Here is a 22,880-nt window from a genome sequence, read left to right as displayed (position 1 = left end):
TGTCGCCACCTCAAAGCCTAGCCCGCGCCCTCTGTTCCTCCCATAGCAACGGTGGATCAACCGCCAGATCAAACAGCGTGATGTGGTTGGGCAATGCGTCGTCCAGGATGGCCGCCACGATATCAGGCGGTAACAATGTCAGATTGAGGATGCGGCTGACGTAACTGTTATCCACCTCTTCCTTGGCGGCGATGTCGCGTAGCGTTTCCGCCTCTCCTGAGGCTAAGAGCGCCCACCATCGATGCGCCCTGGCGAGCGCCACCTGCAGCGGCGTGACCGCCTTATCCCAAGGCCTTGGATCTTGACTCTCCTCTGGAAGCGTCACCAGCTTGCGTCCACTGCGCCGCTTGAAGCGGATCGGCGTGGTAAGCGTCACGGCGCCGTTACTATCCGTGATCAGACTGGTTTTCCCTGTACTCTGGATACGCGTTCCACTCATGCGGCGGCTCCCTCGTGAGATGAATTTATGGAGGGTTGTAACTCCAGCGCCATTCGCTCAATGCCATTCATGCGCAGCCGCACCTCCAGGTCATTGGGCGAAACCACTACTTTTTCCACCAGCAGTCTGACAATGCGCGACTGCTCCACTGGGAACAACTGCTCCCAGATCTCATCTAACCGCAACATCGCGACGGCGACCTTCGCCTCGTCGAGTTCAGGATCAATCCCAGCAGCGACTGGAGCCATCTCTCGTAATAACGTGGGCGAGCGCAGTATTCCTCGTAACTGTTCCAGTACTGCCGCCTCAAGCTCCGCCGCAGGAAGGCGCGGTAGGCCGGACGCGCCAGCGCCTTCTTTAGCGTCCCGTTGCGGAATGTAATAGCGGTATCGTTTGCCGTTTTTCTTGGTGGTGTGCCAGGGCGACAGCGCCCGCCCGTCATAGCCAAATACAATGCCTTTCAGTAGATAAGATACCTTCGCGCGGGTGCTGGCGGCGCGCGCACGACCGTTTTTCGATAGGATCGCCTGGACATGCTCCCACAGCTCCTGGTCGATAATGGGAGGATGTTCCGCTTGATGCCATTGATCCTTGTGGCGTAACTCACCCAAGTAGGTGCGATTGTTCAGCAGTTTATAGATCAGACTCTTGTCGATGGGTTTGCCTTTACGAAACCTGCCGTCCTGCGTGGTCCAGGATTTGGACGTAGCGCCATCCAAGCGCAACTCTTTCACCAGCGTCGTGCTGGAACCCAGCTCGGAAAATCGTCGAAAGATATGATGGACCAGCTTGGCTTCGCGCTCATTGGGGACCAGACGCCTGTCCTTGACGTCATAACCCAGCGGAGGAATACCGCCCATCCACATTCCTTTTCGCTTACTTGCAGCAATTTTGTCGCGAATACGCTCACCCGTTACCTCACGCTCAAATTGGGCGAAGGAAAGTAAGATATTCAGCATCAGACGCCCCATGGACGTGGTCGTGTTGAACTGCTGCGTGACGGAAACAAAGGAGACGTTGTGGCGATCAAAGACTTCCACCATCCGGGAAAAATCCGTCAGACTGCGTGTTAGTCGATCGAGCTTATACAGAACAACGACATCGATTTTCCCCGCTTCGATGTCCCTCAGCAGTCGTAATAGCGCTGGGCGATCCATGTTGCCGCCGGAATAAGCGGGATCGTCATAATCATCCTCTACAGGAATCCATCCTTCCGCACGTTGGCTGGCGATGTAGGCATGCCCGGCGTCGCGCTGGGCGTCGATCGAGTTGTACTCTTGGTCCAGTCCCTCCTCATGGGACTTACGCGTGTAGACCGCGCAACGCAGCCGACGTTTAACTGCATCGTTCATCGTTTGCCTCCCTTACGCGCGCCTTTCGGCTTCGTGGCTGACTTCAGTCCGAAAAACGCCGGGCCAGACCAACGCGTCCCGGTGATTTCCCGAGCGATCATGGACAGGGAGGGATACAGCCGACCTTGATAGTCATATTGCCCATCTGCGAGCACCGTCACATGGTGCTCTACCTCGCGATATTCTCGCGTTAACACCGTGCCCGCGGGCGGCTGGTTGTCACGGACAGGCTTGTTCGGATTGGTGGCCTCCACGAGATCATCGATGCGGCGTTGGTTGCTCTCTAGCAGCTTCTGATTTGTCTTGCGGAACTCCACCTCCTGCAACCGATAGGCAATACGGCGCTCTAGGAAGGCGCGCACATGCGTCGGGGCGTCGGTCTCGAACAGCTTGCGCCAGAGACCTCGGAGCTGGGGCATGGGCAGCGTGGGCAAAGCGGCCACTTGGGCTGTAACGGAAAGGGTGGGTTTAAGTTCGGTTTGGCTCATTTGACCTCCGTTCTCTCAGTTTTTTGACGGGGTTGGATGAACGCTCTGTTGGCCCTGGAAGGCAAGTCCCACCGAGCTCTCTTTTTGATAATTGGTCTCGCGCAAGCGGATGAGTCCATGAACCAGGATAAGAGCGACTTCCTGTCTACGTTGTTCTGCGCTCATACGCTCTGGAGGAATGGCTTGGCATGGATTACAGGGGGAATGGTGTGGCTGCATTGCTGGGCGGTCCTGACTGTCAAACTGCTTGATGAGTGCGTCATTATCGGACCAGGCCGCCCATTCGGCCATGAGGGAGTTTCAGGTTGTTGCGAACAGTTGCGGGGGATTGCAGGCATATGCGGAAACGGCGTAAAAAATTTAATGTTTATATGGTCTACACGTGAGTAAGCACATTGTGTATATGATTCGACATCAACGACCTCTACCATTGTGAGTTTCTATTGTGCGTTCTATAGCCGCAGCGATACTTGAGGCCAGTTCTTCATCCGCCACGGCTCTCGCTAAGGTAACGCCGCCTATCAACATGGCTAATCGAGCCCACACCTTGTCGAGATTCTCTCTTTCGGTCCCTTGCTTGATGGAGTTTTCATTTCCTTGCGCCGATAGAACGACCTTCAACAGCTCAGTTTGAAACAAGGTGCGAATATCTGCTTCCGAACGACCTACCTCTGAGGTTAGGCTTTGTAACGCGCAACTTTCAGCCAAGTCACAAGTTCGTTTCTCCTGCATATAAAACTTTGCGAACTCTGACCACCATTCATCGCCGTATTGCTCGCGAAAATGTGTGACGCCTTCACCCAATTCCCTCAGCCCCGAAGTGACTGCCGCTTCAAACGCCTCCTTTTTGGATTTGAAGTGTCCATAAAACGCGCCGGAAGTGACGCCTGCTTCTTTGGCCAGTCCGTCTACACCAATACCACTGAAGCCGTTCTTTCTGAAGCTACGCCCCGCCGCCTGCATAATACGTTTGCGAGTCTCTTCTTTTTGGCCTGCTTTATATCTCATGTCACCTCCTTCAAAAGCGCTCTTTTGGCAATGAAAATGAAATTCTAGCATAAAATAACGGTCGTTACTCTTGACAAAATAACGGTCGTTACACAAATAATATAACGGTCGCTATTTAATGGCGATTTAAGGAAAACCAGAGCTCATTCATTAACATCAGGAGTCACACTCATGCCGCTCACTATTACTCTTACCGAAGGCGTGCTGCCGCCTGGAGCTGAACAAGAGGCCGTCGTTCGCATTACAGACGCAATGCTTAAATGGCATAACCTGACGGGGAATAATGTGATGACCCCAAACGTCACGGCTACCGTGCATGTCTTACCGAAGCAGTCGACATTTGCAGGCGGGAAGCCAGTGGCGGGAGCATGGATTGAATGGAAGACGCCGTCTTTCGCTTTCAATGACCAAGAAATCAGAAGAGGCTTCTTTGCTGAAGCCACCCAGGTTATTCAAGAGCTATCTGGAGGCAAGCAGCCCAAGGAGAATATCTATGTCAATGTAACCCATGCGGTGGATGGCGCATGGAGTCTTAATGGTCAGGCCGTGAGTAACCTGACGCTGCTGGAGGCCGTCGCCGCAGGTTAAGTCGTTCCACTTCGATAGTTGATTGCCCATTCCTGCACGGTATCGATGGAGTGGGCTTTTCAGGCTGGTTTGATAAGAGATTCCAATTCGGTAACCTGAACCACTATCTTTACCGCTGAGATAAACCTACCACCAATGACTTGAAGTCAATAACTGCAATACTGAATGACTGCTTGAGGAGGAAGGGGGAGGATTATTCACCAGCCCAAGCCTCGACGATCTGACGAAGCCTTTTCTTGTCTGCTTCCGGCAGGGATTTGTACTTACGGAAGAAGGCCTCATCAATTACACCTTGATCTGGCGTGGCCGCGGAGTCATTCAGTAAAAATTCCGAGGTGACTTTAAGCGCTGTAGCGATCTTGCCTATCTTATCCACCGAAGGATTGCTCGATTCGAAGTTCTCTAGGTTCCACAAATAACTTTTACTGGAGTCGGACAGCACCGCCAGTTGCTCAAGGCTGAGTTTTTGTTGTTCACGTAACTTTCGAAGTTTGCGACCTAGTGTTGATGGCACAGTATGCTCCTTTTTATATTTATTAATCGCCGTTCAGAAAATAGTACCACTATAATGAACGAATACGTACCACTTGACAGAATGAAGATTGACGGAAATAATCCTTTTGGCCTACCAAGCGCGCCATTCCGCACTTAACAGGGAGGAAACCTGGCGCCACGAGGACGCATGCCGCGAAGCTCACATTCCTGACTTCCACCACTCGGCGTCCTATGTTTGATCGTTAATATTACCAGTGAAGGTTGTTGTTCATGCCTATCATTCGCCAATTCGTCCGACATGCGTCGGTCGAGATTATGCGTGACTATTTTAGCCGAAAAAGGCCCCCCGTTGACGGGGTGGACTGGACACAAGACCGGTCCACTTTATTACACACGCTGACCCAATGGGTGGACACGTTTACGCCGGAGGAAAGAGTTCGGCTGCGTGTCGATATGGAGCGTGTCCAGCAGATGTCCGACGAGGTGGGACAAGCTGCGCTGTTGGGAGCGGTCCGAGATGTGACAAAACTAAAAAGCTTACCGTCCGCCCAGGATCGCAGTCTCTGGACCTATTTGCATGAATCTGAAAGTTTCCGTCACGCCGAGGATATTCGCTACGCCGATCAGTATCGTCATGGGCGTAATTGGAGTGGGTATCAGGTTGAGACAGGTCTAAGGCTACGTTCGGACGAAATGTCCCTTGAAGTGTTTAAGGATAGGGTTCGTTCGCTGTTCGGACTGGGCGAAAAAGTCAAAGTGGATATGTTTCAGCGAGTGTTGGCTGCGGAGGACGGCGGTCAGTCTCAAGTCTTCCAGATAATGGTGTATCAGGAAGGGCTGCCGGACTCCTACCTCGAATTCGAGGGAGAAAACGACATCGTTTCCAGAATCAGGCGTCCTATCTCCGAGCACGCGATCATTTACTGCGAGTCCAATGGGGCGGTCGAGGTGGTCGCAGCGAAAGCGGAGCGAAGGGACGCTATCGCGCGGGCGTTCACCGAAGCCCTCCTGGCGCGTGGCGTGGAAGCGGAACGGACCCCGTTGCGGCGATACGATCTGGAACCGCTGATGGCTAATCAGACTTTGACCTGGGATGCATCCGATGGCATTGAGTCCGTTCATTTGGTTATGCTCAAATTAAAAGATCTGGCGGGTTTGGGACGCCTGCAAATAGAGACGCCAGCGAAAAGCATCATGGGATTGCATGAATACGCTCAGGAGTATTTCAGCGAGCATAGCCCGCTGACGTCCGGTGGGTTCGTACCCACACAGGCGAAACTGGTGATTCGTTTTCATCCGGATAACGGCAGCGCTCGCAGTAAAACGCTGCCTGTGCGCATTACCCTGCCCAATGGCTGCGACCTGCGTAGCCGGACGGATAAAGAGCGACTGATTGGGGAGAAATACCTCAAACGGTGGGGGCTGCTGAACGATATTCATGGATGATGACGGAAACCCTACTGACGTTGAACGCTTTGGCATTGTTGCTGCGTTTGTTAAACAGTCCCTCTCCGGGCATTTCTGGAAGCTTGCTGTTTGAAGAGTTTCCTGCGGTGGCGGGGGAACTGGTAAGCGGTCTGTTTCTGAAACCCACAGGATGCCTGGGATATCTCACTGATGGGCACCAAGGCTTCGCCGATCTGGTCTGGTGCCCGGAAATTCGTCGACATCGTTACTTTTCCGTCAGCGCTGGCTGGGTGGAGGTCTCCGCCGAACGCATCAATCGTTACATGGTGGACGTCGCTGTATTGCTGATTTGGCTGCAGGGCTTGTTCGGCATAGGGGTTCACCATCGGATAACGTCTTTGATCCCGGATCGCTTTTGGCATCTTGGCTCCACTCGATTTCATGGATGCCTGACTCATGTGTATTTTGTGCGGAGCCTGGATTCTACGGAGAGACTGCTGACGTTTATGAGCGCGTTGGAGCGGGAGGCTTCGCGAGCGCCAGCCATAGTGGTGTGTTCTTCATCCCGCCTGCCTGAGCGTATGGGGTTGCCAAGGGACATGGCGTTGGAGCCATTGGTCAGTTTGATGAGCCGATCCCATGAACACTGCTTTCTGGATGACCTGTCCATAAGAGCTATATTGCGAGGCTCCTCGGTGGCGATGAGCGAGGAAGGCGGCATTGGATTGAGCTTCACTTCCGACTATCGTCGCGTGTACTGGAATGGAGAGAGCTACGCTTTAACCAAGAAGCAGTCCGCCGTGATGGAAGCGCTGCATCGAGAGGGTGGACGCGCGCACAAAGATTTACTGCGCGCGGCGGCAGAGACCAATGAAGAGTTGCATCGCATTATGCGGAATAAAATCGACGGGAAATGGGTATTACATCCACTTTGGAATACGCTCATCAAAAAAGAAGGTGGTGGATATTATTTCCTCGATGGGCGCTTATAGACTTACGAACGGTGTATTTGTCAGCCCAAATTTAGCGTCAAATGCCCCTGTAGAAGTATTTCCACAGGGGGCTTGCGTTCTTTAAGTTAGTGAAGTTGTTAGCCTGCCCGCAACTAGTATTCCTTGCGCTGCATATGTTTGGTTTCTCTGCTCTTCTACGTCATCCTGTATATTGATTGCATTCTCACTCATTATGCGGTGGGCGCCATTTCTCAGGTCACAAGCCATAGCCGTCGACTGAAAGGCTCGCAACCCATTGTTAGGGCCGTTAAATACAGGATTTGGAGAAATAACGTAATTGTTTTGCTGGCAAGTATTTCTGATGCTGTCCCTAATTTGTCGGCTTGTATTATTTGGGTTTATCCCAAACAAAGTCTGGACGTATGTGTTGCCCACAGCCGCAAAGCGGCGTTTAAGCATGATATGCATTTTCTCTACAAGCGCAGGGAAGACTTTTCCTACTAAGCAGTTTTGCACATCAATTGCATCCGAATCAAAGTGTGCAAGAGCCACAAGATCATTGTCCCCATTGTATTTAACCAAAATATATACAGCAACACATGGGTTAACACTGTTCGTATATAGATACCTTCTATTAGCCGCGATAGCTCTGTCAGTTCTACTGACGATGACATAACCTTGTTGGGGCACATATATGCCGTTATTTACTATCGTTTGCGTGCTAGTCTGGAATTTCATCATAGCTTTTCGATTATTCAATTGAGGCAATTGCGGTATGTCATTGGCCCCTTGAAAAACAAAGTTATTAGCTTGGATTGGCATGATCAATAATCTCTTTTTGTTTGCGATGCTCAAGAAGCGAAAACGTGAGAGCGAACCCTTCGTATGTTTTTTGATTTGCTAATTTCTTTCACATTTCATGGGCGACTTGCTTTTCTTGGCTGAAAGTTGGATTTCTATTGTGTTTTGGAGGGGGAAGCATGTGTTCATAATAGCGGTTGCAGCACGAGACATGCCCCGGTGTGCTTGCGGTGTCTAAATCCTTAAGCACCTGTAGCAATGAGAACCCTATATCGTGAAGGGGGACGCACACATAAAGACCTTATCAACGCGGAAGTGGAGACTAATGAGGAATTTCATCGGACTCTGCTTAAAGGGGACAGCGTCCGCTATGGAATACTTTGATTAAAAATGATAGGAGGGGTCTATTCTTTTTGTGCTGGTATTACAAAAACTCGAAGCTTTTTTGCCTAAGGCGCATTTCCGTGTAACAGGTAACGCCCTGTTGATTTCAGGGCGCTACTGTAAGCTATAAGAACTATTTTAACTCATCAAAAACTGTCAGAGTTACGCGCGTGTTAGGCTTACACTTGCAATAACAGGAAGGTGATCTGACTGCCCTCCATTATCCAAGGCAACTGCGCCATTCTTTTCTAGTCCCTCAAGGCTGGCAAATCCATAATCCAATTCTTTACCACTCGCCGGCCTTGTCACCTGCCCGCTGCGCAAGATCTGAACTCTTTCCGATTCTTTCACGCCACCTTCTGCGCTCGCTCCTTCGAAGTTAAAGTCGCCAAAGATCATCCACCGCACAGCCTGACCAGAGTGGACTTTCATATAACGTATGGCTTCGACGATACGATCTTCTCCAAATCCATGATAGTTCGCCAAGTTAAAATTCTTCCGCCCAACCGAAAACTTGCCAAAGATGAGTCCTCGACAACTTTCAACTGTTGACGGGACATATGTGATTGTTGGTTTGGCCACACTTTCTCTATCCCACAAGACCGCCATGGAGCAACGAGCGTTTCCCTTCTTGGGCCCTTCCCATGGCACCCAAAACATGTCGTACTCCCCAAACTGGGTTATCTTTTCAGCATTTTCTTCGCCTCCCCAGCCTCCCATTGAAGTTACTTCCTGCAAACAAGCAATATGAATATTTTTTTCTTTTAGCAGCCCCCTGATCTTGCCGCCAAGTGCCCCATCTTTGAACCCCTGAAGATTCCACGTAAGAATATTGATATCCGTCACAAACTAACTCCTCTCAAATTTGCATGGGCTAAACGAATACGAATATTAATACAAGGCTATGACGCCGGCACCTATTTAATAAAATTGGGTGCATGGCTGCTATAAATTCGTCTTCAAAATGTTTAATGCGTTAGAAGTATAAAAGAGCGTCAAGGAAAGCTGAGTATCACAGCACAACCTAATAGCGCACTGCTCCCCCTTATCCCCAAATGAGTGTTCATGGCACGGTGGTTTTCGCTTATTTTGGATATGGCGTTATGACTTCTGGCTCAAGTGCAAGAGTGGAAAAGAGTGACGGGAATAACTACCCGTTCGCGCTTTAATTACGCTTGTTGAAAATTTGGATGGAACGAAACACGACCCAAAGCTAAGTAGCAAAATAAAAATTTCCTAATAAAATAGGCGACTTACGACCACTCAATCTGATCATATTTTGCACCGTGAAGTACGTCAATCATCTTAAGCCCGCTGAAATAAAGACTCTTACCGATGGATTTCGCTACAGCCCGAGCTCCCGCTTCCGTATTCGCTGTCACGCCATATTGCTCAGCAATAAAGGGTATAAAATCGATAAAATTGCCGACATTATCGACTTCCACCGCAACACCATTTCGATCTGGATTGAGCAGTGGGAAAGCATGGGAATATGCGGCCTCATTAGCGACGCCTCCCCGGGAAGACCGCCCATTTACACGGAGCAGGAACAAGAAAAGGTTTGTAAGTGGATTGACGAGCAGCCCCAACAACTACGAGACGTCCAGGTACGTCTGGAAAAAGAAACTGGAAAAAGCGCCAGTCTGGAGACCGTTAAACGGAACTTAAAAAAAATCAAAGTATAGCTTCAAGCGATTCCGCTTTTCGCTGCGCGCTTCGGGATGAAGACGCCTTCCGCCAGTTTCAGGGCTTTGTGAAAGATCTTCAATCCTGGGAGGATGCGGGCGAAATCGAGCTTTACTACTTTGATGAATCAGGCTTCAGTCAGCGTTCTAACTTACCTTATGGCTGGAGCCCTGTGGGAAGCCGACGCAAATGAAATCCTATCCACACAATAAGAGACTGAACGTTCTGGGGTTTATGAGTCGCCGCCAGAAGCTGATATTCCATGCCACAGAGGAGCGGGTGGATTCCGCCAAAGTCGTAGCGCTTTTTAATAAGCTGGCGGAGAGCAAAGATCCGCTTAAGCCTGCCGTGGTGCTTCTGGACAACGCCTCCATGCATCGCTCTGCGGAGTTTCGCCGACATAGGTTGGATTGGATAGATAAAGGCATCTGGCCGATCTATTTGCCGAAATATTCACCGGAGCTAAACCTGATAGAGATCTTGTGGCGAAAGGTGAAGTACAGCTGGCTGCCTTTGGATTCGTATGAGACTTTCGACAGGCTGAAAGAGTCAGTGAACGACATCCTGTCAAAGTTTGGACAGGAATATAAGATTAATTTTGTTTAGGTACTTAGTCTAAAGCGCCAGTTATAGCCCAGCACATAAACATGCTAACATCTCGCGCCTAGAGAAATTCGACTGCAAGGTATAAAGAAAGGCTTAAGATGAAGACAAGGATTATCTTTTATGGCGGTGCAAGGGAGATGAATGCTGACGGCTCTGCCAGAACAATAGGGATCAATGACAATAGTGCTTTCAAGTTTGCAGCATTGAATGTTGAAAAGACTTACCAAAAGTTTGGTGACAGCGTTATTTTGAAAAAGATCACCACAGCACAAGATATAGTGAACTTCATTTCATCACTACAAACTTCTAGCATTGCTTCATTAGACATTCTTTGTCATGGCAGTCCTTTAACATTAAATTTCTCGCTAAAACCCTACGAAGCTTGTGGGTTTTACGCTAGTTGGTTAGGCAAAAAAGCCATCGAATCTTATTACAGTGATGATGATGGCAGCTATTCATTCACCTCCCAAGCTCGTTCCGTGTCGGATATTAATTGGAGTAAATTCACTGATAATGCCAGAGTGCAGCTCCATGGCTGTCTAACAGCAAGTGACTGGTTTAGAGCTCCCAATGGAAAGAAAATCTTTCCTATTCTGGTAGATAACATCGTTGAACAAATATCAGATGAATTGCAGTCTGCGGGCAAAAGCAAAGCTCTTGTCATTGGTCACACAACTCGCGGAAATCCTTTAATTAATGGAAAAAACACTACACTACTTCAACAAGATTACCGCCATGGTGAGCGCAAAATTTACAGCAATGGAAAACTGGTTCTTACGACAAAACAGAAAGGCTATTTAGACGAATCCTTTTAAAATTAATCAAATTCAGGATGGTAATAATGACAAAGCGACTTCTTTATGCCGCCATCACTGTAATTGGTTTGGTATTCGTTGGAATACTACTCGGCCCTTACCTGAGAAGTCTAAAGTTTGAAAACCCAACGCTGATTTCAGCCACTGCGACGACCTATGATTGCGCTGATGGACATTGTGTTGGGTTTATCATTTCCAGCGTAGACAATTCAGACTTGAGCCAATACATAGGGAAAACTATTTACCCCTACAGCAGTGAAAAAGACAAAGACACACTTCAAGAACAATGGGCTCATTTAGCGCAGAAAACGGGAACTGGTGTTTGCATCAAAGGCTATTTACACAAATATCCTGTTAACACCATGCGGTTATTCCAGTCAGGCTATGGGGGCTATCGCATTGACATGGTGGATTACAAAGAAGGGCCTTGTGGCACTTGATCTGTTTGATCAGTTGGTTTGGTCGCCGTCATTTTCATTATCCTGACAAATATCCTCTATAGACTTCTGCGTACCTGAAGCAAGGTAATCAGGCTCGTCGACGCTTTCAGATATTTTCTTGAGTTTGCGGCTTCTGCGCTTGGCGAACTCCCCAACTTCCTCAGGGAAGGCTTCAGCATCAGTAGAATTGAGAAACTCTTCACCGCCAAAAATAACTCCATGTTCGTCAAATTCTACAGACCCTCTCTTAAGCATCTCCCGCCTCCAAGCCTTGGCCCTCTCATTTAGCCATTTGTAAAACTCTTCTGTTCCAGGTTCTGGGCGTTTGTCTCTCGTACAAGATCCCACTAGACTCGTCAATGGCGCAGTCGGCTAACGCGTAGTATTAACATGGCAGTGATATTGACATGTTGATAATCAGGTGTATGGATGCGCCTGCGCGGCGACGAGCCGCAGCCTGACCTGTGCAGGCCCTGTCGTTGCAGACAAATAGAAGGAAGCTATTTGTCTGCCTGATTAATAATGACGAAAGCCGGGGCAATGGCCCTTTAAGTTGGATAAATTGAAAAAGTCCTGCATTCTGTACAACTCTTCCTGATTTTAAAGTGTCGCCGAAAGTTGGGCAGCCAAGAACAAGCGCCCCAGTCGTAGCTCCTATAGGTCTCCGTCACCCGGTAGTAAACTATCCAGATCGAAAGTCGAACTAGCTGCCGGCTTTGCTTTAGGGACAACGACAGGGTGTTTTAGATAGCCTTCCTCCCCCATTTCACTGAGCCAGCTCAGCCAGATGTGATTACTGAACTTGATCATGAGCTCGTCGTTTTCATTTTGGTTGGATGCGTTACGGATCGCCTTTAAAAACACGGGCTCTAGCTCTGGGACCTTGTAGCTTAACGACCTGATGTGTTCCAGAAATTGTGGGGGAAGCAATAAATTATGGGCCTCAACGTAGTGAGCCAGCCCTTCTGGCCAATACCACTTTCCATCAGTCCGTTCAGCACAACCAAGCGGGCTACTCTCTGAGTGTTCACATTCAAAGCGACAGCGTGCGTACCCAAGCCAACCATCGCCGCGCGCGGCATTCTTCAGGTAACTTACGATACTTTCTTTGTCAGAGCCGATATCTCCGCACAGAAAGCTCGGTGTGACTCCGCTTTCATAATTATTCGACCAGAAACCGACTTCATTCAAAGTGGTGACTTTCATGTTTATTCCTATGCGACGGTAGAACATGAACCATTAGGCGTGAAGGTTTCAAATCCTTCCCCTACAGGACGCAAACAAGAATTTAGCTCTTCATTCGTGAGGGGGCTACCTTTCGCTTCAGTGCGCTGGGCAGCCTTCTGTTCATCTAATTCGTACAGCGCGTGGTAATGACGAAAGCCGGGGCAATGTTCTTTGAAGCGCTGCAAGCTAGAGTCGTCCAACATAAAACTATCCTATCCCGCGCCTCTCACAAGATTAAGTGAGTGACCATGGCAAATCTCTTGAGTAAACAGAATTCAGAATTTTTGATTATCGTCGTCCCCAAACATTAAGTGAGCCATTGCTATGGGGTCGTAGTCAGGATCGAATTTATGCACCTTCTTAGGCACGATGACAGGCGATTTTAAATACTCGTCTTCACCCATTTCTTTTAGCCATGCATTCCATTCGTGCGAGCTGATTGTAGTGGTCATATCAGCGCAGCCAAGCGCGTTCGTTTCTGAGTCTTCGCATTCAAAACGGCACCTGGCATAGCCTAAAAATGACATGCCACGAATTCCATTTTTCAGATAGTTAGACACTCTGGACTTCAAATCTGCATTTAGCTCTCCGCATAGATATGCTGGCGTCACTTCATTTTCATAGAAAGCAGACCAGTACCCAATAGCGTCTAAAGAAAACGTCTTCACTATCTTTTCCAGAAAATTCGTTAAAGGGCGCTTATAATAATATATTTTTTCAGCGATAATAACTCATCGAAAAATATTAATATTCCCCGCATTTGATTTAAAATTCATGATTATCACAAAATCAGTCACTGTAATGGACTGTTGATGTAAATGGTATTTTATAATCATAAATATGGAGTGAGTTAAAGTTGTTAATTAGGGGGGTAACTTTAATGTGTGAAGAAATGTTTTCATGCTTTTGCGGAGAAGGAAAGTTTTGCGAGTGTGTTGTTTTTTTTATTGTTTTTTTAAGTAATTAAATAGCGTATCTAATCGATTATTTGTATCCCCTATGCTTTTGTTATCTAGGAATTTTTCTCTGACCCAGAAATAATCGGGATTGGATAAAAAGTCCCATCCGAATGAGAAGCAGGCTTCGATAAAGCAAGTAGCTGAATGTACTCCATGTCCGCCAAGCTCATTCATCTGTGTTAAGGCGAATTCAATATATCTAATTAGCTGTTCTTGGCTGTATACTTTGGCTTTGTCTGGATGACGTGTGGAAACTTCTCTAATTAAGCTCAATATGAAGTTACGGTGCGCGCCTTCCTTCAGAGTGTCATATTGACTCTGGCTTACACTCATATATGAATCACTATCGTCAGCAGCCGGTCCTTTATCTGGATGGTGAATGATTTGCTTAATGGCTTGATTGTCACCGTTAACCAGGTATGTGGAGCATTCTAGCTGGCCGGATTTCCATGAGTATTTTATTGTAGTTGTGGGATCTAAACCCTCCATCCAGAAAATACCTGCGTTACCTATGATTCGGTTTAATTGAGATGCGTCGCATATGGGGAGCAAGTCTCGGCATACTCTTGGGTCATAGTATCGGAAGAACCAACTTTGACGCTGTGGGCCTGTGACCTTAGATAATTTTTTGAAGTGTCGTATGAGATAACCAATTGGACGCTGGCTGGCGATATAAATCGCCCAGGAGCGTCCCCATCCGCGAGCTAGAAGCCACGAACAAAATGCATTTTCTCTTAGTTCAATAATGTGAGGCGAAACTCGTAGCAGTTCCTCGCTCGCTTCAGCTTCAAGTAGTGCTGAATATTGGCACTCACTTAATTGTATCTTTTCATACAGGCTATCATCTTGAGCGCAATCCACGATGGCATAGTAATACTCGAAGTTAGGGCACTGAGCTTTAAGTGTTTCAATAGTCGCTGCCATATCCATAAAGTTATTACGTCCTAAGTCATGAAATTATTACGCTTTAGAAATAGGGTCGCGGCGGATCATGATAGTAACCACTTTTGAATCAGGTGTGTCGACTGGGGCGCTTAGTCGCACGTTGATATATCCTGAATATTGGTATTCAGGCTTTAATACCTTAAGGAATGCATAATTGTGGCGGAGGCGATCTGGTCCGGTTGGAACTTTTCTAAACTCCCCCCAATATTTATTCAAATCGGATAGAGATAACGTCGTTTTTGGTGTAAGAGCGAGTTTCAAATGCTCCACTATGAAGGTACTTTCTTTAGTACGGAAAAATAAGCTGCCTGAATCAAAATTTGTGCTGGCTGGTGTAAAAGAAATCTTGCCTAAAGAAATACGATCTTGATCGATATCTGTTGCAATTACTGCTAGTAATTCGGCCGCACTTTTTTTTCCGGCTAGGTACATGTCCGCAATTTCCACTAACTCTTTAGATACGTCCACAATTAAATCCCCCAAATGATAGACTGCTAATTAGTTTGTATTTGTTCAGGCTACCAGATCTTTCGTACTTTGGCTCCAGTGGCCCATGCGTCGACTTCTTCTGGTAAGTTTTGATACGCCTTGACTGCCTTCACGTATTGAATATTTGCGTCAGCGACATCTGCTTGGGCCAGTTCAATAGCTGCTGTGGGTGCGCTTGGATCTTTTTGTATCGCTTCGCGCCTATCAATCGCGGCTTTCAATGCCGCCTCTGACTCGTCTAATTGGTCATAGACTGCATCACGATCTTCGAAGTTGTCCCCGTAGACATACTGGAACATTTTGTCGATTGCCTGTCCCTTATCAGACTCTGGATTCAAAGGGGTCATTTTTGCCGCCTCTGCGACAACTCCAGGTAGCCCTATTTCTGACGGGTGACCGCCGTTAGCTGCGTGAAGCTGCCCCATTCCAAACCATTGCTCTGCGTGTCTAGCTTCATGGAGCAGGTGGTCAGCGAGCTGCATCTGTTCGTCTTGAGTTAGTGATGACTTCATAATAAGGCTACTATCAACCACTATCTTCCACTCCCTAAAGTCAAACTGTGCACCTTTAATTGATTCGTCGTGAATAAATATCCCTGGAATTCCCTCTTTTGTTAACTGTCTATTTAGCTTTGCGCCAAGTTCTTTTAGTTTTTCACTGGGGGATAGTGTTTCCCAGCGGCTGAAAACATCTTTCACTTCAGCTGTATATTCGCCTACACACTCATCAGTTGTTAACCCCCATCCTTTACAGTTTTCAGGCTGGTTGAACTCGGTTTCGTTTGAAGGTTGAGCTTTTGGTTTAGCCGGCTTTGGGTTAGATGAGTAGTCTTCACAAAAGGGCTGAGCGTCTTGAGCCGCAGTTTTATTACTCTGAACCTGAGCGCTATCAGATTCTTGTTGCCTGGCTGATGATTGGGCGGGCGCCGGCGAACTGAGTGTTGTAGTAGAAGGTGGAGAGTTTCGCGCTTCGTTGGGAGCGCTTGACCAACCGGGATTTCCACTTAGAGAGGTGACATCCATAACTTCTCCCGTCACCGCAGGCGGCGGTGGTGGGGCTGGATTGGCGAGAGCAATCAAACGCTCGGCCAGTCTCGCCTCTGAACTGACAGGTACTGGTCCTTCTTCGCTCTCGTTGATAACTGGACAGAAAGGCTTTTTCTTATCAGAAAAAACCAACAGTATTTCGGCGCGCTCAACGCCTCTGACAAAGTCATCCTTCCACTTGCGAAAGTGGAGAGAACCACGCCCGGGAAAAGCGCCAAACCCTGAGCGGAAATGATAGCCGCATAAATTGCTGGCGACATCACTGACCTTGAAGTCATTGCTCAAGCAACGGTCGGCAAAGCTCGCTGCAAAAAAGGGAGACTCGATAAATGGGAGGTCGGCGACAGTGATATCAGACCAATGCTTAAACGCGTAAGAGCGGGTGGAATACATGCAGGAAACATCCCTTGTATTACATCATTTCTAATGGTTGGAGCGAAATGAAGTGGGGCTCAAAAACAAGTTACGTACGGTTACAATGCAAGTGCATTTTACCGAGTGAGCGGCCTTGGGCGTATTGCTCTATCGGTATAGGAATATATGGCTAGGGGAGGCTTCGCTATCTTGACTCCAGACTATTAATCAGGCAAACAAATAGCTTCCTTCTATTTGTCTGCAACGACAGGGCCTGCACAGGTCAGGCCCTGTCTCCCGCGGCCAGCCGCCGCGCAGGCGCATCCATGCGCCTGATTATTAACATGCCAATATCATTGCCATATTAATAAAACGAAAACTGGCCCCACTCCCCCTTACCAGCCATAATTCCACCATTCCAAGACGCAGCGTTTCTTTGCGTTCGCCCGGTTAAATTTAACAGTAGATCAACAGCTAGGGAGTCACGATGACCAGTCTAAGCAAGTTCAGTTTTATGGCGATTTTGCTTTCTCTTGGGGTATTGCAAGGTTGTTCTGAAACGGACCAACAGACGACAGAGGAGAAGCCTTTGCGCCCCGTCAGGACCCTTGTGGTGGGAGCGGTGGAGAATGCGAACTGGCGTGAATTTCCCGGTACGGTGGATGCAGCGCAGAAGGCGGAGCTGGGGTTTCGGGTGTCGGGCAAGTTGCACAGTCTGAACGCGAATGAAGGGCAGATTGTGAAGGAAGGAGAGGTGCTGGCGAAGCTGGACGATACGGACTTTCTTATTCAGCTCAAAAGTCGTCAGGCGGATTATCAGCAGGCCCATGATGATTTCTTGCGGGGTAAATCCCTGATCGGTAAAGGCGTAATCTCGCAATCGGATTTCAGCAAATTACAGGCGCAGGATATTGCGGCCCAGGCGGCGCTGGAGTCCGCGCAGAGAAATTTGGAGTACACCGAATTGAAGGCTCCGTTCAGTGGCAGGATCGCTAAGCGTTATGTTGAGAACTATGAAGAAGTGTCCGCCATGCAGTCGATCTACGCACTGCAGGATATCTCTTCTCTGTTGGTGAAAGTGGATATTCCTGAAGGCCTGATGATTACCGCGCAGGAAGGGACTGAGCCGGAAGTGCAGGCGTTGTTCTCAGGTATTCCCGGCGAGAGTTTCCCCCTGAAACTGAAAGAAGTGTCCTCCCGCGCGGATGAAGCCACGCGTTTGTTCAATGTGACCTTCAGCATGCCGGCCAATCCTAAATACAACATTCTGCCTGGCATGACCGTCACCGTTAGAGGGCGTCCACCGCAAGCGACGGGGCAGGATGGCGCTATTTTTGTTCCTCCGCATGTGGTGCAGGAAGACGGCGACGGCCGTTATGTGTGGACGGTCAGCCATGAAAACGACTCGACGGGCGTGGTCAGTCGTCGCGCAGTGTCGACTGGGGCGATTCAGAATAACGGCATTCAAATTCTGTCCGGCCTGGAAGAGGGCGATGAAGTGGTGGCGGCAGGCATGAGTAAGATGCACTCCGGCTTGCAAGTGCGCCTGACCACGGAGGGAAGCAAGTGAATATCACACGGCTTGCGATAGAGAATAACCGGCTGACGATTGTTCTCCTGCTGGTGATTGCTGTGGCCGGAACCCTGACCTTTCTGGGCATGCCCCGCGCTTATGATCCGGGGTTCGTCATGCGTGCGGCGCAGGTGGTGACTTACTTCCCCGGCGCCAGTCCCGCGCGCGTGGAGGAGCTGGTTTCCTCGCAGATTGAAGAAGCAGTGAAGGAAATTCCCGAGCTGGACTTCGTGAAGAGCGAGTCCCGCACCGGCGTCTCCATCGTCACGGTGAACATCAAGGAAAGTTACAAGAACATGCGTCCGATCTGGGATAACCTGCGGCGCAAAGTTGAGTCTACTTCCACGGATCTTCCTGACGGCGTTGTTGGCCCCTATGTGAATGATGAATTCGGCGATGTGTTCGGCATTGTCATGACCATTACGGCGGAAGGTTTCAATTATGCGGAACTGAAAAAGATTTCTGATGATGTGAAAACGGAGTTGCTGCGGTTTCCCGATGTCGCCAAGGTAGAAATCTGGGGTGAACAGGAAGAGCGCATTTTTGTTGAGTATAACAACGCTCGCCTGTCTGAGCTGGGCCTGTCTCCAAGCCAGCTGTCGCAGGCCTTGGAAACGCGCAACATTATTATTTCCGGCGGCTCTTTTAATCTGGGGCGCGAGCGCATATCGCTTGAGCCAAGCGGCAATTTCGAGTCGGTGGAGGATATCGAGCAGACCATCATCAACATCCCCGGCGCCAATCGCTTGATGTATCTGAAAGACATCGCCACGGTGGTGCGCGGCTATGTAGACCCGCCGGAATCCTTGTTGCACTCCTCCGGTGAGTTCGCGCTGGCGGTGGCGGTGGCCATGCGTGACGGCGGTAATAATATCGAGCTGGGCGAGCAGGTCTCGGCCATGATGAACGAGCTGTTGCAGCAATATCCTTACGGCATTGAGTTTGATCTGGTCAGCTTTTCTCCGGCGGAAGTGGACCAGAAAGTCAGCGATTTCGTTTCCAACCTGTTGCAGGCGATCGCGGTGGTGTCCATTGTCATGTTGTTCACCCTGGGCCTGAGAACCGGGCTGGTGGTTTCCACGTTGATCCCTTTATCCATGCTGCTGGCGTTTTTGGTGATGTCCTATCTGGATATCGGGCTGGATCAGATTTCTCTGGCGGCGCTGATTATCGCCTTGGGGATGTTGGTGGATAACGGGATTGTGATGGCGGAAAACATCATGGTGCTCATGGAGAAGGGCAAAAACGCCACCGAGGCCGCTATCGACTCGGCCATGGAGTTGCGTATCCCGTTGTTGACGGCCTCGTTGACCACTATCGCCGCATTCCTGCCGATTTATCTGGCGGAGTCCAATGTCGGCGAGTTCACCTCGTCCTTATTTAAAGTCGTGGCGATTACCTTGCTGGCGTCCTGGGTCATTTCTCTAACGGTGATCCCCATGTTGTGCGTGTATTTCCTCAAAGTCACCCAGCAGGAAGAGAGTTACGGCTCGGTGTTTTATCGTACCTATCGCAGTATCTTGACGAGCATGTTGCGCAACCGTGCGGCGACCTTGCTGGTGACGGTTCTGGTGTTTCTCGTGGCGATGAAAGGCTTTGGTTACGTGCCGAAAATCTTCTTCCCGCCTTCGGACCGGAATTACTTTCAGGTAGAGCTGAAGCTGCCGGAAGGTACGGCGATAGAAGAGACGCGCCGAGTCGTAAACGACATGGAGAGCTTTGTTGAGTCCGACCTGCAGGTCACGGACTCGCGCAAAGACGGGGTGACCAAGTGGGTCAGCTACATCGGCAACGCAGGCCCCAGAATTATTCTCTCCTATAACCCGAAACCCAATAACAGCAGCTATGCGATGATGATCGTCACCGCCAGCGACGCCAGGCTTGTACCAAACCTGATAGAGCGGATCGGCCGTTATGCTCTGGATAACCACCCTGATCTTGAGGCCACGATCAAGCCCATGGCCAATGGACCCTCCGTAGCGCATCCAGTGGAAGTGCGGTTAAGCGGATCGGATGCGGATGTGCTGTTCCGGCACGTCGACGCTTTGAAAGCGAGGATGCGTGAGATTGGCGGCCTGACCAATATCACTGATGACTGGGGGCAACGCATCAAGAAACTGGTGATCCATATAGATCAACCCAGGGCGCTTAGATCAGGCGTTACGAGTCAGGATATAGCAGTGTCTCTGCAAGCGGGAATCAGCGGGCTGGAGTTGACGGAATACCGGGAAGGGGAGGATATCATTCCCGTGATGGTGCGGGCGGAAGGCTCCAATCGCAACAATATCAGCGGCGTTCGCTCGTTGTCGGTCTATGTGCAGTCTACTGGCAAATCTGTTCCGCTTTCGCAGGTGGCGGATATCGAAGTCGTTTGGGATACAGCGAAGATCTTTCGTCGCAACGGTCTGAAGACCGTCGCCGTCGGCGCTCAGCTGGAAGGGGATATCACCGCGGCGGAGAAATTCGCTGAGTTGACGCCCTGGCTCAAGGAGCAGCAGAAAGAGTGGGGGACCAGCACTCGTTATGAACTGGGCGGCGAATCGGAGAGTTCCGGCAAGGCGAACCAGTCTATTGTGGATAAGCTGCCTATCGCCGGCTTCGTCATCCTGATTTTGATGGTCGGTCAGTTCAACTCCATCCGCAAAGCAATCATCATCTTGAGCACGATTCCGCTGGGTTTGATTGGCGTGTCGGCGGGGCTGTTGGCGTTGAACAGCGCTATGGGCTTTATGACCTTCCTGGGCATCGTGTCATTAGCGGGGATTGTCATCAACAACGCGATCGTGTTGTTGGAGCGCATTAATCTGGAACTGGCGGAAGGCGTTGAGCATGGCCAGGCTATTATCAACGCTGCGCAACAACGCACCAGACCGATCTTGTTGACGACAGCAACCACAGTGCTGGGGCTGTTGCCGTTGTATCTGGGTGGGGGGGAAATGTGGGAGCCATTGGCGATCGCCATCATGGCGGGCCTGCTGTTCTCCACGATCCTGACCCTTTGTGTGGTGCCCGTGCTGTACGCCACGTTCTACCGCGTGCGGTTTTAGTCAGGTTGGCGAACCTACCCGGCATTGGCGACGACAATGTCGGGTAGGACAGTACTTTTTTACAAGTCAGGCATGGAGCGCTTGGTTAACCTGCGTCGGGAACGGGTTCAGGTCCGGCAGCGCCAGTCACGGCTGTCTCACTGAATACCTGATTCTCGATAGCAGGCTAATACTTAAAAGGAACTTCATTAATGAAAACGCAATTCGCAATGCTGGCTTTGGCCGCCTCAATCATCTCCACGCCCGCCATGTCGGCGGACACCCTCTTCGAATATTACAAAACAACCGCCAGAGCCAAGGTAGACGGGGTTGGAAAATCAGAGTGGGAGTCCACGACATACCGAGAGGCGACGCCGATACATCAATCCTATAACCTAAGCGCTTCCGGCAATGGCGCGACATCCTCCATGCGCTACGACCTGGACTATTCTCCCTATGACAACGGCGCTGTATTAAGGTATTCCATTGATGGCGAAATCCAGCGCGATGAAGAAAGCAGAGCTTCCGTCGACTTGGGACATGGCGGCGCAGTTAATCATAAGTTTCGTGCGACAAACAGTGGTTTGCTGAAAGTGAATTTCAATATCGACACTTTATTGGTCGACTGCCCGGAACGGGCGGTGTGCATGAGTGTTGACGGGGAGGTCACCGTGACAGGAAACGGCTATCGGGAAACCATCAAATTCACGCCCAAAAACGGCTTTAAAGACGGGGTTTCATATCTGGAGATACCGGTGCAGGAAGGCAAGGATTACCTGGTGCAGTTTAGCTCTGGCAACGGTACGTCAGGCGGCTCTAAAACCCAAAGCATTACGGCGGTTTACACTGTGACTTGGGAAGCGCAATACGACTGAGACTATTGACGATCAGGCCAGGGGGCGGACCCCTGGCCTTGTTCCATAAACGGGGAAAATGTATGGCGGGTTATTCCAAGAATCCACTATCTAAAAAGCTGGGCGTCAAAGAAGGTTTTGTGCTTTATCCGTCAAATGCGCCAGCTGATTACCCTGCGCTGGTTAGCCCTCTGCCTGACAATGTACTGATTGTTGATGCGCTTCGTCCTGATTTGGACATGATCCATTTTTTCACTAAAAGCCGAGATGAGCTGGAAGCGGAGCTTGGGAACTTGGCTGACCATATCAAGCAGAATGGCATGATATGGATATCCTGGCCTAAAAAGGCCTCCAAGGTTAAGACGGATATGACGGAAGATGAAATCCGACGTATCGCTTTGCCTATGGGCCTGGTGGACGTGAAAGTATGCGCAGTAGATGAAGTTTGGTCTGGCCTCAAGCTGGTGATACGCAGAGAAAACAGGAAGTAAGTCCAGCGCGTTTGCGTTCTATTATTCTTTCCACAAGCATTGTTTGACCTCCACGCCAGAGGCCGCCGGTTTACCCGGCTGACTCTGGCGCTTGCAGTTCACGAATGGGACGAATTTCAATGCTGCCCAGGCGGGCGGGAGGAATGCGGCCGGCGAGTTGGATAGCCTCATTTAAATCGCGGGCTTCCATCATGTAAAAGCCAGCCAGCTGCTCTTTTGTCTCCGCGAAAGGGCCGTCTGTGGTGGTGACGCGGCCGTTACGGACGCGCACGGTGGTGGCGGTTTCCACTGGTTGCAAAGCGTTGCCGCCAACGAAGTGGCCGCTTTTTCTGACCTCATCGCCGAAGGCGATGCACTCTCCGTTCAGAGAGTCCCATTCGTTTTTGGTCATGGCGTTAATAATGTTTTCATCGTAGTAAACAAGGCACAGATATTTCATAACAAGGTCTCCAGA

At 49.7% G+C, this 22,880-nt stretch carries 26 protein-coding genes; 11 read left to right on the top strand and 15 right to left on the bottom strand.

Annotated features, from left to right (window positions below; all coding sequences use genetic code 11):
• Positions 1 to 10: 10 nt before the first annotated feature.
• The 4 genes from HCH_RS25240 to HCH_RS25220 all read right to left on the bottom strand — a co-directional run bounded on the left by HCH_RS25240 (position 11) and on the right by HCH_RS25220 (position 3,338).
• Positions 11 to 439, bottom strand: a complete 429-nt coding sequence (locus HCH_RS25240; RefSeq protein WP_011399346.1) for a hypothetical protein — start codon at positions 437 to 439, stop codon at positions 11 to 13.
• On the bottom strand, positions 436 to 1,791 hold the full coding sequence (locus HCH_RS25235; protein ID WP_011399345.1) for a recombinase family protein: 1,356 nt from the start codon (positions 1,789 to 1,791) through the stop codon (positions 436 to 438). The genes HCH_RS25240 and HCH_RS25235 overlap by 4 nt, the downstream gene beginning before the upstream one ends.
• Positions 1,788 to 2,279, bottom strand: coding sequence for a DUF2924 domain-containing protein (locus tag HCH_RS25230; protein WP_011399344.1), 492 nt, complete (start codon positions 2,277 to 2,279; stop codon positions 1,788 to 1,790). Before HCH_RS25230 ends, HCH_RS25235 begins: the two co-directional genes overlap by 4 nt.
• Before the next feature lie 414 nt (positions 2,280 to 2,693).
• Positions 2,694 to 3,338, bottom strand: coding sequence for a TetR/AcrR family transcriptional regulator (locus tag HCH_RS25220; protein WP_011399341.1), 645 nt, complete (start codon positions 3,336 to 3,338; stop codon positions 2,694 to 2,696).
• Positions 3,339 to 3,458: 120 nt separating this feature from the next.
• Here HCH_RS25220 and HCH_RS25215 point away from each other — a divergent pair, with 120 nt between their 5' ends.
• Complete coding sequence (locus tag HCH_RS25215) at positions 3,459 to 3,875, top strand: 4-oxalocrotonate tautomerase (protein ID WP_011399340.1); 417 nt, start codon at positions 3,459 to 3,461, stop codon at positions 3,873 to 3,875.
• A gap of 193 nt (positions 3,876 to 4,068) precedes the next feature.
• Here the strand turns inward: HCH_RS25215 and HCH_RS25210 are convergent, their stop codons facing one another.
• Entirely contained in the window at positions 4,069 to 4,389 is a 321-nt protein-coding gene (locus HCH_RS25210; protein WP_011399339.1) for a helix-turn-helix domain-containing protein, read from the bottom strand.
• 251 nt (positions 4,390 to 4,640) lie between these two features.
• Here HCH_RS25210 and HCH_RS25205 point away from each other — a divergent pair, with 251 nt between their 5' ends.
• On the top strand, positions 4,641 to 5,816 hold the full coding sequence (locus HCH_RS25205) for a hypothetical protein (protein ID WP_011399338.1): 1,176 nt from the start codon (positions 4,641 to 4,643) through the stop codon (positions 5,814 to 5,816).
• Complete coding sequence (locus HCH_RS25200; RefSeq protein ID WP_011399337.1) at positions 5,813 to 6,769, top strand: hypothetical protein; 957 nt, start codon at positions 5,813 to 5,815, stop codon at positions 6,767 to 6,769. The genes HCH_RS25205 and HCH_RS25200 overlap by 4 nt, the downstream gene beginning before the upstream one ends.
• Before the next feature lie 81 nt (positions 6,770 to 6,850).
• Here the strand turns inward: HCH_RS25200 and HCH_RS25195 are convergent, their stop codons facing one another.
• Positions 6,851 to 7,552, bottom strand: a complete 702-nt coding sequence (locus HCH_RS25195) for a hypothetical protein (RefSeq protein ID WP_041598923.1) — start codon at positions 7,550 to 7,552, stop codon at positions 6,851 to 6,853.
• A 525-nt stretch (positions 7,553 to 8,077) separates the two neighbouring features.
• Entirely contained in the window at positions 8,078 to 8,761 is a 684-nt protein-coding gene (locus HCH_RS25190; RefSeq protein WP_041598922.1) for an endonuclease/exonuclease/phosphatase family protein, read from the bottom strand.
• A 440-nt stretch (positions 8,762 to 9,201) separates the two neighbouring features.
• On the opposite strand from HCH_RS25190, the gene HCH_RS25185 reads away from it, so the two are divergent.
• From HCH_RS25185 to HCH_RS25170, 4 genes are all read left to right on the top strand, one after another.
• Positions 9,202 to 9,600 carry a helix-turn-helix domain-containing protein gene (locus HCH_RS25185; protein WP_011395272.1) on the top strand — a complete coding sequence of 133 codons (399 nt, stop codon included), beginning with the start codon at positions 9,202 to 9,204 and terminating at the stop codon, positions 9,598 to 9,600.
• 163 nt (positions 9,601 to 9,763) lie between these two features.
• Entirely contained in the window at positions 9,764 to 10,207 is a 444-nt protein-coding gene (locus HCH_RS25180) for an IS630 family transposase (RefSeq protein WP_274377856.1), read from the top strand.
• Positions 10,208 to 10,305: 98 nt separating this feature from the next.
• Positions 10,306 to 11,022, top strand: a complete 717-nt coding sequence (locus HCH_RS25175) for a hypothetical protein (protein ID WP_041598921.1) — start codon at positions 10,306 to 10,308, stop codon at positions 11,020 to 11,022.
• A gap of 26 nt (positions 11,023 to 11,048) precedes the next feature.
• Positions 11,049 to 11,462, top strand: coding sequence for a hypothetical protein (locus tag HCH_RS25170; protein WP_011399330.1), 414 nt, complete (start codon positions 11,049 to 11,051; stop codon positions 11,460 to 11,462).
• A gap of 9 nt (positions 11,463 to 11,471) precedes the next feature.
• Here the strand turns inward: HCH_RS25170 and HCH_RS34460 are convergent, their stop codons facing one another.
• The 7 genes from HCH_RS34460 to HCH_RS25140 all read right to left on the bottom strand — a co-directional run bounded on the left by HCH_RS34460 (position 11,472) and on the right by HCH_RS25140 (position 16,521).
• Positions 11,472 to 11,717, bottom strand: a complete 246-nt coding sequence (locus HCH_RS34460; RefSeq protein WP_193359408.1) for a hypothetical protein — start codon at positions 11,715 to 11,717, stop codon at positions 11,472 to 11,474.
• Between the two features lie 399 nt (positions 11,718 to 12,116).
• Positions 12,117 to 12,668: a hypothetical protein gene (locus tag HCH_RS25160; RefSeq protein ID WP_041598920.1), complete on the bottom strand. Its 552-nt coding sequence runs from the start codon at positions 12,666 to 12,668 to the stop codon at positions 12,117 to 12,119.
• Between the two features lie 8 nt (positions 12,669 to 12,676).
• Entirely contained in the window at positions 12,677 to 12,892 is a 216-nt protein-coding gene (locus tag HCH_RS33975) for a hypothetical protein (RefSeq protein WP_148212660.1), read from the bottom strand.
• 72 nt (positions 12,893 to 12,964) lie between these two features.
• On the bottom strand, positions 12,965 to 13,357 hold the full coding sequence (locus HCH_RS33970; RefSeq protein WP_011399327.1) for a hypothetical protein: 393 nt from the start codon (positions 13,355 to 13,357) through the stop codon (positions 12,965 to 12,967).
• 276 nt (positions 13,358 to 13,633) lie between these two features.
• Positions 13,634 to 14,578 carry a DUF4123 domain-containing protein gene (locus HCH_RS25150; RefSeq protein WP_011399326.1) on the bottom strand — a complete coding sequence of 315 codons (945 nt, stop codon included), beginning with the start codon at positions 14,576 to 14,578 and terminating at the stop codon, positions 13,634 to 13,636.
• A gap of 30 nt (positions 14,579 to 14,608) precedes the next feature.
• Entirely contained in the window at positions 14,609 to 15,061 is a 453-nt protein-coding gene (locus HCH_RS25145) for a hypothetical protein (protein ID WP_148212659.1), read from the bottom strand.
• 50 nt (positions 15,062 to 15,111) lie between these two features.
• Positions 15,112 to 16,521, bottom strand: coding sequence for a hypothetical protein (locus HCH_RS25140; RefSeq protein WP_011399324.1), 1,410 nt, complete (start codon positions 16,519 to 16,521; stop codon positions 15,112 to 15,114).
• A gap of 448 nt (positions 16,522 to 16,969) precedes the next feature.
• Between HCH_RS25140 and HCH_RS25135 the strand changes: the two genes are divergently transcribed.
• The 4 genes from HCH_RS25135 to HCH_RS25120 all read left to right on the top strand — a co-directional run bounded on the left by HCH_RS25135 (position 16,970) and on the right by HCH_RS25120 (position 22,426).
• Positions 16,970 to 18,052 carry an efflux RND transporter periplasmic adaptor subunit gene (locus HCH_RS25135; RefSeq protein ID WP_011399323.1) on the top strand — a complete coding sequence of 361 codons (1,083 nt, stop codon included), beginning with the start codon at positions 16,970 to 16,972 and terminating at the stop codon, positions 18,050 to 18,052.
• Positions 18,049 to 21,102, top strand: a complete 3,054-nt coding sequence (locus HCH_RS25130) for an efflux RND transporter permease subunit (RefSeq protein ID WP_011399322.1) — start codon at positions 18,049 to 18,051, stop codon at positions 21,100 to 21,102. Before HCH_RS25135 ends, HCH_RS25130 begins: the two co-directional genes overlap by 4 nt.
• Before the next feature lie 191 nt (positions 21,103 to 21,293).
• Positions 21,294 to 21,956: a hypothetical protein gene (locus tag HCH_RS25125; protein WP_011399321.1), complete on the top strand. Its 663-nt coding sequence runs from the start codon at positions 21,294 to 21,296 to the stop codon at positions 21,954 to 21,956.
• Positions 21,957 to 22,018: 62 nt separating this feature from the next.
• A complete protein-coding gene (locus HCH_RS25120) occupies positions 22,019 to 22,426 on the top strand; it encodes a DUF3052 family protein (protein ID WP_011399320.1) in 408 nt (135 codons plus the stop codon).
• A gap of 70 nt (positions 22,427 to 22,496) precedes the next feature.
• On the opposite strand, the gene HCH_RS25115 is transcribed toward HCH_RS25120, so the two are convergent.
• Complete coding sequence (locus HCH_RS25115; protein ID WP_011399319.1) at positions 22,497 to 22,865, bottom strand: YciI family protein; 369 nt, start codon at positions 22,863 to 22,865, stop codon at positions 22,497 to 22,499.
• Between the last annotated feature and the right edge of the window lie 15 nt (positions 22,866 to 22,880).

Origin of the sequence: Hahella chejuensis KCTC 2396 (genome assembly GCF_000012985.1) — a bacterium.
Taxonomy (GTDB): domain Bacteria; phylum Pseudomonadota; class Gammaproteobacteria; order Pseudomonadales; family Oleiphilaceae; genus Hahella; species Hahella chejuensis.
The sequence above is the reverse complement of the archived record's forward strand: the minus strand, read 5'-3'. Positions and strand labels throughout refer to the sequence as shown.

Bases quoted from the DNA above. Each gene is read 5' to 3' on its own strand.
- HCH_RS25135 (WP_011399323.1), top strand. From the start codon at position 16,970: ATGACCAGTCTAAGCAAGTTCAGTTTTATGGCGATTTTGCTTTCTCTT.
- HCH_RS25170 (WP_011399330.1), top strand. From the start codon at position 11,049: ATGACAAAGCGACTTCTTTATGCCGCCATCACTGTAATTGGTTTGGTA.
- HCH_RS25125 (WP_011399321.1), top strand. From the start codon at position 21,294: ATGAAAACGCAATTCGCAATGCTGGCTTTGGCCGCCTCAATCATCTCC.
- HCH_RS25230 (WP_011399344.1), bottom strand. From the start codon at position 2,279: ATGAGCCAAACCGAACTTAAACCCACCCTTTCCGTTACAGCCCAAGTG.
- HCH_RS25150 (WP_011399326.1), bottom strand. From the start codon at position 14,578: ATGGATATGGCAGCGACTATTGAAACACTTAAAGCTCAGTGCCCTAAC.
- HCH_RS25160 (WP_041598920.1), bottom strand. From the start codon at position 12,668: ATGAAAGTCACCACTTTGAATGAAGTCGGTTTCTGGTCGAATAATTAT.
- HCH_RS25205 (WP_011399338.1), top strand. From the start codon at position 4,641: ATGCCTATCATTCGCCAATTCGTCCGACATGCGTCGGTCGAGATTATG.
- HCH_RS33975 (WP_148212660.1), bottom strand. From the start codon at position 12,892: ATGTTGGACGACTCTAGCTTGCAGCGCTTCAAAGAACATTGCCCCGGC.
- HCH_RS25215 (WP_011399340.1), top strand. From the start codon at position 3,459: ATGCCGCTCACTATTACTCTTACCGAAGGCGTGCTGCCGCCTGGAGCT.
- HCH_RS25140 (WP_011399324.1), bottom strand. From the start codon at position 16,521: ATGTATTCCACCCGCTCTTACGCGTTTAAGCATTGGTCTGATATCACT.
- HCH_RS34460 (WP_193359408.1), bottom strand. From the start codon at position 11,717: ATGCTTAAGAGAGGGTCTGTAGAATTTGACGAACATGGAGTTATTTTT.
- HCH_RS25195 (WP_041598923.1), bottom strand. From the start codon at position 7,552: ATGCCAATCCAAGCTAATAACTTTGTTTTTCAAGGGGCCAATGACATA.
- HCH_RS25235 (WP_011399345.1), bottom strand. From the start codon at position 1,791: ATGAACGATGCAGTTAAACGTCGGCTGCGTTGCGCGGTCTACACGCGT.
- HCH_RS25220 (WP_011399341.1), bottom strand. From the start codon at position 3,338: ATGCTAGAATTTCATTTTCATTGCCAAAAGAGCGCTTTTGAAGGAGGT.
- HCH_RS25115 (WP_011399319.1), bottom strand. From the start codon at position 22,865: ATGAAATATCTGTGCCTTGTTTACTACGATGAAAACATTATTAACGCC.
- HCH_RS25120 (WP_011399320.1), top strand. From the start codon at position 22,019: ATGGCGGGTTATTCCAAGAATCCACTATCTAAAAAGCTGGGCGTCAAA.
- HCH_RS25200 (WP_011399337.1), top strand. From the start codon at position 5,813: ATGATGACGGAAACCCTACTGACGTTGAACGCTTTGGCATTGTTGCTG.
- HCH_RS25240 (WP_011399346.1), bottom strand. From the start codon at position 439: ATGAGTGGAACGCGTATCCAGAGTACAGGGAAAACCAGTCTGATCACG.
- HCH_RS25175 (WP_041598921.1), top strand. From the start codon at position 10,306: ATGAAGACAAGGATTATCTTTTATGGCGGTGCAAGGGAGATGAATGCT.